This is a genomic window from Nocardioides sp. NPDC057767 (genome assembly GCF_042798275.1).
In the GTDB taxonomy this organism is placed as follows: Bacteria; Actinomycetota; Actinomycetes; order Propionibacteriales; family Nocardioidaceae; genus Nocardioides.
Window position 1 is genome coordinate 23,113 of sequence record NZ_JBHVKJ010000018.1, and the last position, 11,913, is coordinate 35,025.

The 11,913-nt window shown below is 70.2% G+C and carries 15 protein-coding genes; 4 read left to right on the forward strand and 11 right to left on the reverse strand.

Features of this window, described 5'->3' with window-relative positions; genetic code table 11:
* Window positions 1-37: 37 nt before the first annotated feature.
* Complete coding sequence (locus ACFVDI_RS11350; protein WP_378904446.1) at window positions 38-523, reverse strand: ArsI/CadI family heavy metal resistance metalloenzyme; 486 nt, start codon at window positions 521-523, stop codon at window positions 38-40.
* A 120-nt stretch (window positions 524-643) separates the two neighbouring features.
* Here ACFVDI_RS11350 and ACFVDI_RS11355 point away from each other — a divergent pair, with 120 nt between their 5' ends.
* Window positions 644-1,012 (forward strand): pyridoxamine 5'-phosphate oxidase, encoded by a 369-nt coding sequence (locus ACFVDI_RS11355; protein WP_378904449.1) that lies wholly within the window; start codon window positions 644-646, stop codon window positions 1,010-1,012.
* Window positions 1,013-1,033: 21 nt separating this feature from the next.
* Window positions 1,034-1,942: an NAD(P)H-binding protein gene (locus ACFVDI_RS11360; RefSeq protein ID WP_378904452.1), complete on the forward strand. Its 909-nt coding sequence runs from the start codon at window positions 1,034-1,036 to the stop codon at window positions 1,940-1,942.
* A gap of 13 nt (window positions 1,943-1,955) precedes the next feature.
* On the opposite strand, the gene ACFVDI_RS11365 is transcribed toward ACFVDI_RS11360, so the two are convergent.
* The 10 genes from ACFVDI_RS11365 to ACFVDI_RS11410 are packed head-to-tail and all read right to left on the reverse strand — an operon-like array spanning window position 1,956 to window position 10,341.
* On the reverse strand, window positions 1,956-2,660 hold the full coding sequence (locus ACFVDI_RS11365) for a CPBP family intramembrane glutamic endopeptidase (protein ID WP_378904455.1): 705 nt from the start codon (window positions 2,658-2,660) through the stop codon (window positions 1,956-1,958).
* Between the two features lie 56 nt (window positions 2,661-2,716).
* Window positions 2,717-3,694 (reverse strand): cyclase family protein, encoded by a 978-nt coding sequence (locus ACFVDI_RS11370; RefSeq protein WP_378904458.1) that lies wholly within the window; start codon window positions 3,692-3,694, stop codon window positions 2,717-2,719.
* A complete protein-coding gene (locus ACFVDI_RS11375) occupies window positions 3,691-3,939 on the reverse strand; it encodes a hypothetical protein (RefSeq protein ID WP_378904461.1) in 249 nt (82 codons plus the stop codon). Before ACFVDI_RS11375 ends, ACFVDI_RS11370 begins: the two co-directional genes overlap by 4 nt.
* 16 nt (window positions 3,940-3,955) lie before the next feature.
* On the reverse strand, window positions 3,956-5,299 hold the full coding sequence (locus tag ACFVDI_RS11380) for a TRAP transporter large permease subunit (RefSeq protein WP_378904464.1): 1,344 nt from the start codon (window positions 5,297-5,299) through the stop codon (window positions 3,956-3,958).
* Window positions 5,296-6,117 (reverse strand): NAD(P)-binding domain-containing protein, encoded by an 822-nt coding sequence (locus ACFVDI_RS11385; RefSeq protein WP_378904467.1) that lies wholly within the window; start codon window positions 6,115-6,117, stop codon window positions 5,296-5,298. The genes ACFVDI_RS11380 and ACFVDI_RS11385 overlap by 4 nt, the downstream gene beginning before the upstream one ends.
* A gap of 42 nt (window positions 6,118-6,159) precedes the next feature.
* Complete coding sequence (locus ACFVDI_RS11390; RefSeq protein WP_378904470.1) at window positions 6,160-6,561, reverse strand: universal stress protein; 402 nt, start codon at window positions 6,559-6,561, stop codon at window positions 6,160-6,162.
* The gene (locus tag ACFVDI_RS11395) at window positions 6,558-7,241 is read right to left on the reverse strand and encodes a methyltransferase (protein ID WP_378904473.1); all 684 of its coding nucleotides are present in this window, start codon (window positions 7,239-7,241) and stop codon (window positions 6,558-6,560) included. Before ACFVDI_RS11395 ends, ACFVDI_RS11390 begins: the two co-directional genes overlap by 4 nt.
* Window positions 7,241-8,236: a Bug family tripartite tricarboxylate transporter substrate binding protein gene (locus ACFVDI_RS11400; RefSeq protein ID WP_378904476.1), complete on the reverse strand. Its 996-nt coding sequence runs from the start codon at window positions 8,234-8,236 to the stop codon at window positions 7,241-7,243. The genes ACFVDI_RS11395 and ACFVDI_RS11400 overlap by 1 nt, the downstream gene beginning before the upstream one ends.
* 34 nt (window positions 8,237-8,270) lie before the next feature.
* On the reverse strand, window positions 8,271-9,776 hold the full coding sequence (locus ACFVDI_RS11405) for a tripartite tricarboxylate transporter permease (RefSeq protein WP_378904479.1): 1,506 nt from the start codon (window positions 9,774-9,776) through the stop codon (window positions 8,271-8,273).
* 4 nt (window positions 9,777-9,780) lie between these two features.
* Window positions 9,781-10,341 carry a tripartite tricarboxylate transporter TctB family protein gene (locus ACFVDI_RS11410; RefSeq protein ID WP_378904482.1) on the reverse strand — a complete coding sequence of 187 codons (561 nt, stop codon included), beginning with the start codon at window positions 10,339-10,341 and terminating at the stop codon, window positions 9,781-9,783.
* Between the two features lie 125 nt (window positions 10,342-10,466).
* Here ACFVDI_RS11410 and ACFVDI_RS11415 point away from each other — a divergent pair, with 125 nt between their 5' ends.
* A complete protein-coding gene (locus ACFVDI_RS11415; protein ID WP_378904485.1) occupies window positions 10,467-11,225 on the forward strand; it encodes an IclR family transcriptional regulator in 759 nt (252 codons plus the stop codon).
* A gap of 15 nt (window positions 11,226-11,240) precedes the next feature.
* Complete coding sequence (locus ACFVDI_RS11420; protein WP_378904488.1) at window positions 11,241-11,906, forward strand: class I SAM-dependent methyltransferase; 666 nt, start codon at window positions 11,241-11,243, stop codon at window positions 11,904-11,906.
* The last annotated feature ends 7 nt before the right edge of the window (window positions 11,907-11,913 follow it).

Here is an 11,913-nt window from a genome sequence, read left to right on the forward strand (position 1 = left end):
CAGATTAACCCTCCGCCCCGGGGGACCCGCGCGCCGGTCAGCAGCAGCCCGCGACGTCGGGCTCACGAGCGGCATCCGAGATGCGCGTGGCCTCGGAAGCGGGACCGCAGCACGTTGCCGTCTCGCCCGCGCCGTCATCCGCCGACCTGAAGGTGTCGCTGTCGGAGAGCACGGTGTAGATCTCCCACCGCTCACCGTTGGGGGCGTTGTCGACCCAGAACTTGTCCTGCTTGGCGTAGCAACAGGTGGTGGCCCGCTCGTCGACCGAGGCGAACCCGGCGGCGTTCAGCCGAGCCTGCTCGGCGTCGACCCTGTCGGTGTCGGCGACCTCGACACCGAGATGGTTGATGCTGCCACCCTCGCCAGGGTTCTCGACGAGTACCAGCTTGAGCGGCGGCTCGGCAACCGCGAAGTTGGCGTACCCGGGCTTGGTCTTGGCCGGTTCGACACCGAACAGGATCGAGTAGAACGCGATCGACTCCTCCAGGTTGTCGACGTTGAGCGCGAGCTGGATGCGTGACATGTTTCCTCCTCATATCGAAGTTTATCGATATGTCACTCTCCGCCTCATATAGACAGATGTCAATACTTATTTCCGGCGAGAACGGCACCTTCTGACACACGTCGCCCTAGGGTGAACGGCATGAGCATCCCGGTCGCGCTTCCCGATCTCGCCTCGACCCTCGAGCGCTTCGGCAGCGGGTTCCTGCTGACCACCGCTGGTGAGCGGATCAAGGTCGTGGTCGTGGACCCGGTCGTCGACGGCTCGTCGCTGCGGATCTCCGATCCCGGCGGCGGCACGCGTGCGAACCTCGCCACCAACCCGGTGCTCACGCTGACGTACGCCCCGCTCACGCCGCGCGACCACGCGCTGATCGTCGACGGCACCGGTCGCGTCGAGGGATCCGACGTCCTCGTCACCCCGACCGGCGCCGTGCTGCATCGGCCGGCGTCGCACGCATCCGGACCGGTCACCGAGGAGGGCTGCGGCCAGGACTGCCGCCCGGTCTGACGACGGCCGTAGGCTCGACCCATGGAGACCTCGACCACCGTGCTCGTCACCGGCGCAACCGGGTTCATCGGCCGACGACTGGTCGCTGAGCTGACCGAACGCGGCACCAAGGTACGGGCGATGACCCGGCGGCCGGACGACTACGACGGCCCCGGCGAACCGGTGGGCGCCGACGTGAACGACCCCGCCTCCCTGCCGGCCGCGCTCGAAGGCACCGATGTCGCGGTCTATCTGGTGCACTCGCTCGACCACGAGGACTTCGAGGAACGCGACGCCCGGGCTGCTCGCTCCTTCGGTGCCGCCGCGGCGCGGGCCGGGGTGCGCCAGATCATCTATCTCGGCGGGCTCGGCGACGACGGCGATCTGTCGCCCCACCTGCGCTCACGACGCGAGGTCGAGTCCCTGCTCGGCGAGGCCGGCGTGCCGGTCACGACGCTGCGAGCCGCGATCGTCGTCGGCCACGGCGGCGTCTCCTGGGAACTGACCCGGCAGCTGGTCAAGAACCTCCCCGCGATGGTGGTGCCGAAGTGGACCGCCACCCGCACCCAGCCCATCGCAGTCGACGACGTCATCCGCTACCTCGCGGGTGTCATCGACAACGAGGACGCGATCGGCGAGGTCTTCGAGATCGGTGGCCCCGAGGCGATGACCTACCTCGACATGCTGACCGTCGCCTCCGAGGTGGCCAACGGCCGAACGATCCCGGTCATCCCCGTGCCGGTGCTGACGCCCCGGCTGTCGTCGTACTGGCTGGCGCTGGTGACCGACATCGACGTGACCACCGGGCGCAACCTGATCGACTCCATGACCACCGAGGTCGTGGTGCACGACCGGCGCATCCTCGATGTGGTGCCCGGCGAACCGCTGCCCTACCGGGAGGCCGTACGTCGCGCCCTGGCCGAGCGGCTGGCCGAGCGGAACGCGCTCTGAGGCGCCGCCGGCCTCAGCCGAAGAGCAGCGGCAGCGCGATCAGCATCGACAGCGACCACGCACAGTGGGTGAGGATCGGCGCCAGGACGCCACCGGACGCGCGCCGCTCGAGCCCGACCAGGGCACCGAGCAGGATCGCCGCGAAGGCCAGCATCACGTTGCCGGTCGCCAGCGTCGCGATCACGTAGGCCACCGACGACCAGGCGACGGCATGGCGGGGCAGAGCGGCATAGACGGCACCGCGGAAGAACAACTCCTCCGCCACGCCGTTGACGGCCGTCACCACGACCAGGATCGGAAGCGAGCCCTGGTCGGCGAAGTCGATCACCGAGCGCACCTGCCGGTCCAGCCAGTCGATCTCGCGCACGATCAGGCCGCCGATCACGAAGACCCCAGCCAGGCCCAGGCCGAGCAGGATCGGTGACAGCACCGGGCGTACGAAGCGATGCTGTCCCTCCTGTCGGCTCCAGGCACCGATCCGTCCCAGGTGCAGAGGTCCGGACGCGAACGCACCGATGGCCCACACCCCGGCCAGGGCGAGGGCCGCCGGGTAGAACCAGACACTGCCCGGCTCGATACGCAGCGAGACGCCGAGCACCACCGCGCCGAGCACACCGAACCCGACCGTCACCAGCCGGCGGCGGCGCAGAGCGGCGTCGCTCTGACGGTCGTCGCGTGGGACCACGTCCCACAATGACCGGCGCACCCAGCGGCGCACGACACCACTCCCCTCGCTCCGGTGACGGCTGCGTTCGCCTCCAACCTACGGGGCGGTCAGATGATCGCGACCGCGTTCGCCGGCGAGCCGGTGGCACCGGTGACGTTGAGCGGCTTGACGGTGAGGAGGGCGTCCCACCGCTGCAGCTGCTCCATCCGGCGCGCCAGCGGCCCGAGCCGCCACAGCTCACCGAGCGGCATACCGAGCTTGGCCAGGAACTCCTGGTGCATCATGCCGCGGTCGTTCGGCGCCGACTGCGCGAACGGCGAGTCGGCCACCGGTGGCAGACACTCGACGGCGAAGGTGTCGGCGGCGAGCAGGGCCAGGCCGCTGTCCCAGGCCCAGTCGAGAACCTCCTCGCTCTGCGCGATGCCGGTGGCACGGCGGACGGCCTGCTGGGCCAGCTTCTGCTCGGCGGTCAGCTCGAGGAACCACTCGCACCATCCGGTGTGGAGCATGACGACGTCACCGGCACGCAGCTCGACCGCCTGGGCGGTGAGCGCCTGGTCGATGTAGTCGTACGGGATCGGCTGGCCGGCCTCGTGGTCGAGCGTCTCATCGCGACGGGCGAGGAGACCGGCGATGTCCACGAGGACGCCTCGGCTGACGATGGGGCGGTCGGCCCAGACCTGGATCCCGATCTCCTCGGTCCCCGGGACGATCAGCTCGTCGGCGACCCCGGCGTAGAACCCTGCGTCGTCGGCCCTCCGGTGGCGCAGCCCATCGATCTGGGTCGAGGACTGGAGGTAGTAGCCGTCGAGATAGTCGTCCCGATGGGCCGGGTGGTTGGCATAGATGACATGCTCGGCCGGCTTCCTGGCCTGAGACATCCCGGGCATGAACGCGTTGACCGGATAGTCCAACCCGAAGGCCTCCCCCAGCTGGACCAGACCCGCAGCCGCCACCACCGCCTGCGCGTCCGCGAACGACGGGGTGCCACGCCAGGGATCCTCGAAGAGCTCCCAGGAGGTGCCCCGCAACGGGCCGGGCCGGTCGTGCAGCTCTGCCCTGCTCGGGCGGTCGTGCGTGGTCACCGGGTCGCTCCGGCGTCGTCCCGCGCCGTCGTCTGGGCACCCACGTGGGTGAGGAGATAGGCGGTGACCGCCGAGATCGAGGCGGCGACGCACAGGACCGTCTTGAACACGCCGTTCGGGCTCACGACGAGAGCCTCGCTGCCGACGGCCAGGCCGACGCCCTGCAGGCCGATGAGCGCGACGCCGCCGAGCAGTGCGACGACCAGCGACGCGACGAAGAGAGTGTGGAGGATCGATCGGATCATGGGTGTGCGTCCTTTCTCAGACCGGCAGGACGCCGGAGGCCACGAGCACGCCGATGCCGAGCAGCGGCAGTGCGTAGTAGGCCAGCATCCTGCGGAACGTGTGTAGCGGATCGACGCCGGCGATGCCACAGGCGACGTACAGCGGCGCTCCGCCTGGCGGCACGGCGGCCTCGCAGGAGGAGAAGATGAGGACCGCGACCGCCGCGGTGGTGGCGGGTACGCCCGCGGCGGCGAGCGCGGCGACGCCTACGACACCGACTGCTGCCATGGTCGCGGTGCTCGAGAGCGGTGCCGCGACGGCCACGACGATGATCCCGATGACCAGGGCCAGCAGCCAGACCGGCAGGTCGAGGTCGCCGAGGAGCCCGGCGAGCTGCTCGGGCAGGCCGGTCGTCGCCAGTGCGTTCGCACCCGCGAAGGCGAACAGGACGGTCAGACCCACGACCCCGAACCGCGGCGCCGAGCTGCCGATCAGCTCGACCCATCCCCGGCCGTCGCGCGGCAGCCGGTCCCGGCCGAGGAGCAGGCCGATCAGGATGAGGATGACCGGCATCCAGAAGATCGGGCTCAGTGCCTCGGTCACGTCGGTGCCGATCCGGTCGGTGAGCGCCTCGGCCACGGCGCCGGTGGTGAGCACGATCGGGACCGCGATCCCGGCGAACAGCAGCAGGGTCGGCCAGCCGTGGGAGAAAGCGGCCCGTACGTCCCGGCCACTGCGCGACACCGCCGGTCCGCTCTCGTGGGTGGAGCGGCGTACGAGCAGGTAGGTGACGATCAGGCGGTGGAGCACGCACCACAGGCCACCGATGAGCAGCGGCACGATCAGCGAGTCGATGTCGACGAGGGCACCGCCGACCGAGGAGCCGACCAGGACGAACATCGAGGCGCTGAACGGGAAGGTGATGCCCATGCCCGCGTTGCCGGCCACGATCGTGGCGGCCGTCGTGCGGTCGACGCGGGTGCGCTCCATCCACGGGATCGTCACCGACCCGACGGTGGCGGCGATCGCCGCCTGGTTGTGGACGATGCTGCCGAGACCCGCGGAGGCGACGGTCGAGACGTACGCCGGACCGCCGCGGCGGTGACCGATCAGCGCGTCGAGCAGGTCGATCATCCGGTGGGTGACACCCGCCTTCTCCAGGACGTAGCCCATGAAGACGAAGATGACCGTGGCGTAGACGATCTCGTCGACGAGCGCGGCATAGAGGGCGTCCCAGCCCGCGCTGAGGAACTGGCCGCCGTTGAACACCGCGGCCACGACGAACCCGACCACCATCGCCTCACCGACGTTGCGGCGCAGCAGGGTCGTCCAGGCCAGGATCACGGCCAGGTAGACGCCCAGCGCCCAGACGCCGATCACGACGGGTGCCCATCGTCGGCCATCCGCTCCAACGCTGTCATCGAGGCCTCCGTCATCTCGGCGGGAACCCCCAGGTCGGCGAGGTAGGCACGGGTCGAGCGCATCTCGACCGCCCGGCGCGCGGCATGCTTCGCTGTTCCGGTGAGGAAGCGGTCGATGACCGCCTGTCCGTCCCCGGCGAGAACGCCCGCGATCTGGCCACGGACCCACTCTTCCATCCCGGCGCCGCGTCCGGCACCGACCGCCTCGACCACCACCGACGCGAGCCCCTTCATGAAGACGCTGCGCAGCAGCTTGTGCGCCATGGCGTCGCCGAGGTCGCCGCCCACCACCACCTCGACCGGCGTGCCCAGCGGTCGCATCAACGCAGCCGCCGCCTCTCCGGCAGGGCCGGCCGTCATCAGCGGAGTGGCCGTGCCCAGCTGGATGACCGGTCCCAGGATGGCGACATCGACCAGGCGTACGTCCGTCCGCTCCTGGAACACGTCGGCGAGCGTCCGCTTCTCCAACGGCCCGGACGAGGTGAAGTCGGCATAGACGGCGCCCGGAGCGAGCGCTGCGGCGGCCGACTCGGCGACCGATCGGCTCGCCGAGGCCGCGGTCAGGACGACCACGATCCGGGCATCCTCGACCGCCTTCTCCAGCGTGTCCGCCACCTCGACGCCTGCCGGCGACTCGTGGAGATAGGGGTCGAAGCCGGTCACGCGGTGGCCGGCGTCGGCGAGGGCGGCACCGTAGATGCGGCCCACTTCGCCGAGACCGAGGATCGCCACGTGGGTGGTCTGGAGCGGACTGTCGGAGGTCGTGCTGTGTGACATCGTCGAACTTTCGGTGCGTGGAAGGTCGGGGAGGGTCGGGGGTCAGTCGTCGGTGGGGATCCGGATGGCCAGGACGTCGCAGTGAGCGCGCAGCAGCACGGTCTGGGCCGTGCTGCCGAGGAGGAACTTCCCCGTGCGCGAGCGGCGGCGGAGACCGACGACCACCAGGTCGGCACTCACGCGCTCCGCCTCGTCGACGAGGGTCTCGGCGACGGAGATGGCCTCGGCGTACTGGCGTACCTCGACCTCGAGGCCCTGGTCGGCAAGTCGACGCCGCAGCGCGTCGAGCTCGGTGTCCGGGACGAGGCCGCGGTCGGCGTAGGCGCCTCCGGTCGAGGAGTTCACCACCAGGAGGGAGCTGTCGCGGGTCCGGGCCTCCCGGACGGCGCCGGCGAGGACCCGCTCGCCGGCGTCGCCGGGCATGTAGCCCACGATGATCGTCATCGCTGCTCACCCGCGGCGGTGGCGACGCCGAGCGTGGCATCGATGTCGCGGCGGGTCGCCTCCTCGGCGGCGTGCTTGGCCTCGGCCCGGTCGGCGATCACGGCCGCGGACTCGAGCGGCACCACGACGACGCCGTCCGAGTCGCCGACGATGATGTCGCCGGGGCGTACGACCACGCCGGCGACGGCGACGTCGACGGAGAGTGCGTAGGGACCGTCCTTGTAGGGGCCGGCCGGCGTCCGGGACCGGGCGAAGACAGGCATGTCGTACTCGGCGAGACCTTCGGTGTCGCGGACGGCGCCATCGAGGAGGAACCCGGCCACGCCACGGGCCTTGGCCTTCCCACCGATGAGCTCGCCGATGAGGGCGCGCGACTCGTCGGCGCCGCCGCTCACGACGATCACCTCACCCGGCTCGACCTGGGCGAGCGCCTGGTGGATGCCGAGGTTGTCGCCGGGACGGGTCCACACGGTGAAGGCGGTACCGACCATGCTGGCGCCGGGCCAGGCGGGGGCGATGACGGAGTCGACCGAGCCCAGCCGGTCCATGGCGTCGCCGATGTTGGCCGTGGGGAGCCGGCGGAACCGGTCGAGGAGGGCCTCGTCGGGTCGCTCGGGCCGGGCGGTGGTGACGCGGCCGCCGGGGTTGAACTGCTGGTCGGCGAGGATGCTGTCTGTCATCAGTCGTCCGCCTTCACCAGCGGGAAGAGGTCGCCGAAGGTCTTTTCGGTCTCGTCCCAGTAGGCGGAGTACTCGTCGGCGTCCAGGTAGGACGGGGCGAGGCCCGCGTCACTCATCTTCTTCTGGAAAGCCGGGTCCTCCATGATCTCGCCGATGGCGGTGGACATCTCCTCGACGACCTCGTCGGGCGTGCCCGCGGGGAAGGAGTAGCCGCGCGAGGAGGAGATCTCGACGTCGTAGCCGGACTCCTCGAACGTCGGTACGTCGGGCAGCGACTCGGCGCGCTCGGCGTCCATCACGCCGACGATGCGGACCTTGCCGGACTCCGCCAGCGGCTGCAGGTCGCTCACGTTGGTGAGGAGGACCTCGGTGTTGCCGCCCAGGAACGCGGTGGTGGCGGCGGTGCTGCCGTCCGCGAAGTGCACCGGGGCGAGATCCGCGCCGGTGGCCTCCTTCAGGCTGGCGAGGGCGAAGTGCTCGTTGCTCGCGACCCCGGTCGTGGTCGCCCGCAGCTTGCCGGGATCTGCTTTGGCCGCCTCGACCAGGTCCTTCGGGGTCTTGATGTCGCTGTCGGGGGCGACCGCCACCGCGGTCGGGTCGACGACCTGGAGGGCCACCGGCGCGAAGCTGTCGCGCTCGTAGGAGGCCTTCCGGCTCTCGTCGAGCACGGTCATGATCGCCGAGGGGAACGTGGTGGCGGCCATCGTGTAGCCGTCGGGCTTCGCCTGCGTCAACGTGGTGTAGGCGACCTGGGAGTTGGCGGCAGGCTTGTTGACGACCGTGATCGTGGCGTCGAGCTTGTCCTCGAGCTCCTTGGCGAGCATGCGGGCGCCGATGTCGGTCGGGCCGCCCGCGTCGTACCCGACGACGAGCTCGATGGGCTTGGTCGGGTAGTCGCCGGCTGCGGCGGTCGTGCCGGACTGGGAGCAGGCGGCCAGCGAGAGGCACGCGAGTCCGATGCCGGCGAGGGTGAGTACGCGAGGTGCGCGGTTCATGGTGATGACCTTTCGTCGTGGAGGAGTGGGTGGGTCAGACTTCGGCGTCGGTGGGAAGACCTGCCTTTCTCTTCAGGCCGGCGCTGAACACCGACGCGGCGAGGACCGCGAAGGCGACCAGGAGGAAGACCAGCGACAGCGGACGGTCGACGAAGATCCCGAAGTCGCCCTGCGAGATCTGCAGGGACTCCCGCAGCGCGCTCTCGATGAAGGGACCGAGGATGAGCGTCAGGACCAGCGGCGCGAGCGGCAGGTGGACCTGTCGGAAGACGAAGCCGACGATGCCGAAGAAGACCATCACGTAGATGTCGATGACGCTGTTGTTGACGGCGTACGAGCCGATCACGATGAAGGCGAAGATCACCGCGCGCAGGACCGAGTAGGGGATCGCCAGGATCCTGGTCCACAGCCCGACCATCGGGACGTTGAGCACCAGCAGGAACAGGTTGCCGACGAACAGGCTCGCGATGACGGTCCAGACCAGGTCCGGCGCCTCGGTGAAGAGCTGCGGTCCGGGGGTGAGCCCGTTCTGCAGGAAGGCGCCCATGAGCACCGCGATCGCCGGCGAGGCCGGGATGCCGAGCGTGAAGAGCGGGATGAAGGCGGCGTTGCTGTGCGAGTTGTTGGCGGTCTCGGGGGCGGCCACGCCCTCGATCGCGCCGGTGCCGAGCTCGTCGCGGTGCCGGGAGACCTTCTTCTCCGTGCTGTACGCCAGCAGCGACGAGATCGCCGAGCTCACTCCGGGAATGAGACCGATGACGGTGCCGATCGACGCGCCACGCCCGATGGACGGGGCCGCCCGGCGGAGGTCAGTTCTCGTCGGCAGCAGCTGGCGAAGCGTCGGGGCCGTGGGCTTGGGGGCCGCGCCGCCGCTGGTGGCAAGCAGCTCGCCGAGCCCGAAGATGCCGACCAGGACCGGTACGTAGCTGATGCCGTCGAAGAAGTGCGGCTGGTCGAAGGTGAACCGCGGCAGACCCATCACCGGGTCGATGCCGACCATCGCGATCAGCAGGCCGAGGCAGGCCGAGATGAGCCCCTTGAGGACCGATCGCCCCACCAGGCCGACGAGCAGGGCCAGGCCGATGAGCACCAGGGAGAAGAACTCCGGTGGCCCGATCCGCAGCCCCAGCTCCGAGAGCGGCTTCGCCGCCACGACGAGCGCGAGGGTGGCGACGGTGCCGCCGATGAACGAGCCGACCCCGGCCGTCGCCAGTGCTGCACCGGCCCGGCCGCGCAACGTCATCTGATAGCCGTCGATGCAGGTGATCGCCGACTCTCCCTCGCCCGGGATGTTCAGCAGGACGCTCGTGATCGTCCCGCCGTACGCACCGCCGTAGAAGATCGCCGCCAGCATGATGATCGCGCTCGCCGGGTCCATCGTCAGGGTGAGCGGGATCAGGATCGCCATGCCGGCGGTCGAGCCGATGCCCGGCAGGATGCCCAGGATCGTGCCCAACAGGCAGCCGATCAGGGCGAAGAGCAGGTTCTGCGGCGTCAGCGCGGAGGCGAAGCCGTCGAGGAGTGCGGTGAAGGAGTCCATGACCTCACAGCCCCAGGTCGCGCAGGAACGGGATGCCGGAAACCGGCAGCGGAACCGTCAGCAGGCGGGTGAAGGCGTAGAAAACGCCGAAGCTCCCGATCACCGCGATCACCAGCGACTGCAGCGGCCCACGGCGCCCGACCACCAACAGGTGGAAGAGCAGGAAGACCAACATGCTGACCTGGTAGCCGACCAGCTCGAGGCAGGCCGCGAGCACGCACAGACTCACCAGGATGGCCAGCACGGTCGGGAGGGAGTAGTCGGGCGTCTCCTCCTCAGCGGCCGGCCGGCCCTGGCCCTCGGGACGGAGACGTGCGCGCAGCTCCTGGCCGAACCAGATGAGCCCCAGCACGACCAGGAGCACGCCCAGCCAGAGCGGGAAGAACCCGGGCCCCGGCCCGAGGTCGTCCCAGTAGCCGAGAGAGCGCGAGCCGATGAATGCGGCCGCTCCGATCGCGACGACGAGCGCCGCGACGAGCAACGGCAGGACGGACCTGCGTCGCTCGTCGGCGGTCGCCGGACCGCCTGCCGCCGTGGAGGCGGGGATGTTGGTGTTGTCGCTCATGTTTCTCATTCTGTGATAAGGTGTATCACGGCATGAGGAACTATCCGTGACGGTCGTCACCCTGTCAAGCCCCCGTGGCCGGGGGTGCAAGGATTCGATGCGTCGCGACGAAACGGAGGAGGCACGTGAGCGAGGAGAAACCGACGAGCACGATGCGGTCTCTGGAGAGAGCCATCGACGTCCTCGAGGTCCTCGAGGCGACGCGTACGCCGCTGCGACTGAGCGAGGTCGCACGCCGAGCCGGCCTGCACGTCGCCACGACCCAGCGCATCCTCAACGCGCTCGAGGCACGCGGTCGTGTCGAACAGGACGGCACCGGCTATCGAACGGGTGTCGCGATGCTTTTCGGGGCGCACGCCTACCTGGCCACCAATCGGCTGGCCGCCACCGCGCCGATGATCCTGCAGCAGCTCGCCGCCGCCACCGGACTCACCGCGTCCGTATTCGTCCGCGCCGGTTCGTCCCGGGCCGTGATCGCCCGCGTCGAGGGCAACGACCCGCTCCGCTACGTCCTCCCGATCGGCGAGCGGCTGCCGCTCCACCTCGGCGCGGGCAAGGTCATCGCCGCCTACATGGATCCCGAGGATCTCGAGTCAGTGCTCGGCGGGATCGACGAGTTCACCCGGGCCGACGGGACCCGGGTCTCGCTCCAGGACTTCCGCCGTGAGCTCGAGGAGATCCGACAGCGCGGCTGGGTCGCGTCCCACGACGAACGCGTGGTGGGCGCATCCTCGGTCGGGGCACCCCTGATCAGCGCCGACGGCGAGTTCCTCGCGGCGATCCAGGTCGCCGGCCAGACCACCAACCCCGCCTTCGCCGACCCCACTCCCCTCGGCCACGAGGTGCGCCAGGCGGCCAGCGCCCTCGCCTCGCGCGTGGGCTGACCAGGAGCCGCCGCGATGCCCGACGACTGGCTGAACCAGACCCGCGAGTCCTACGACACCGACGCCGTCGGCTACGCCGAGAAGGTTCGTGACCTGCTGGACGGTCGCCCCTACCTGCGTGCGGGGCTGGCCGTCTTCGCCGAGACCGTGCGGGACGGCGGCGGTGGGCCGGTGGCCGACGTCGGCTGCGGCCCCGGGTACGTCACCCGACACCTGCACGACCTCGGGGTCGACGCCTGCGGGATCGACCTCTCCCCCGAGATGATCGCGATCGCGCGGCACGACCACCCGGATCTCGGGTTCGAGGTCGGGTCGATGACGGATCTGCCGCTGGCGGACGGGTCCGTGGGCGGCGTACTCGCCTTCTGGTCCGTCATCCACATCCCCGACGCGGCGGTGCCGGGGGTGTTCGCGGAGTTCCGGCGGGTGGTGCGACCGGGCGGCTCGGTGCTGGTCGGGTTCCACGTCGGCGACGAGACCCGACGGTCGACGACCGGCTACACCGGGCGACCGATCAGCGTCGACAGCCATCGCCGTCGGCCCGAGCAGATCTCGGGGTGGCTGCGCGGGGCCGGGTTCAGCATCGAGGCCGAGCTCCTGATGCGGCCCGACGACGAGGTTCCGGGCGCGATCGTCTTCGCGCGAGCCCCGGTTTGCTCGCGCGCGAACCAGCCTTCATAGTGCGCAG

What these genes read in the sequence shown, in the direction of transcription:
- ACFVDI_RS11400 (WP_378904476.1), bottom strand. Translation starts at nt 8,236, where the DNA reads ATGAACCGCGCACCTCGCGTACTCACCCTCGCCGGCATCGGACTCGCG.
- ACFVDI_RS11350 (WP_378904446.1), bottom strand. Translation starts at nt 523, where the DNA reads ATGTCACGCATCCAGCTCGCGCTCAACGTCGACAACCTGGAGGAGTCG.
- ACFVDI_RS11355 (WP_378904449.1), top strand. Translation starts at nt 644, where the DNA reads ATGAGCATCCCGGTCGCGCTTCCCGATCTCGCCTCGACCCTCGAGCGC.
- ACFVDI_RS11420 (WP_378904488.1), top strand. Translation starts at nt 11,241, where the DNA reads ATGCCCGACGACTGGCTGAACCAGACCCGCGAGTCCTACGACACCGAC.
- ACFVDI_RS11395 (WP_378904473.1), bottom strand. Translation starts at nt 7,241, where the DNA reads ATGACAGACAGCATCCTCGCCGACCAGCAGTTCAACCCCGGCGGCCGC.
- ACFVDI_RS11405 (WP_378904479.1), bottom strand. Translation starts at nt 9,776, where the DNA reads ATGGACTCCTTCACCGCACTCCTCGACGGCTTCGCCTCCGCGCTGACG.
- ACFVDI_RS11385 (WP_378904467.1), bottom strand. Translation starts at nt 6,117, where the DNA reads ATGTCACACAGCACGACCTCCGACAGTCCGCTCCAGACCACCCACGTG.
- ACFVDI_RS11390 (WP_378904470.1), bottom strand. Translation starts at nt 6,561, where the DNA reads ATGACGATCATCGTGGGCTACATGCCCGGCGACGCCGGCGAGCGGGTC.
- ACFVDI_RS11375 (WP_378904461.1), bottom strand. Translation starts at nt 3,939, where the DNA reads ATGATCCGATCGATCCTCCACACTCTCTTCGTCGCGTCGCTGGTCGTC.
- ACFVDI_RS11360 (WP_378904452.1), top strand. Translation starts at nt 1,034, where the DNA reads ATGGAGACCTCGACCACCGTGCTCGTCACCGGCGCAACCGGGTTCATC.
- ACFVDI_RS11410 (WP_378904482.1), bottom strand. Translation starts at nt 10,341, where the DNA reads ATGAGCGACAACACCAACATCCCCGCCTCCACGGCGGCAGGCGGTCCG.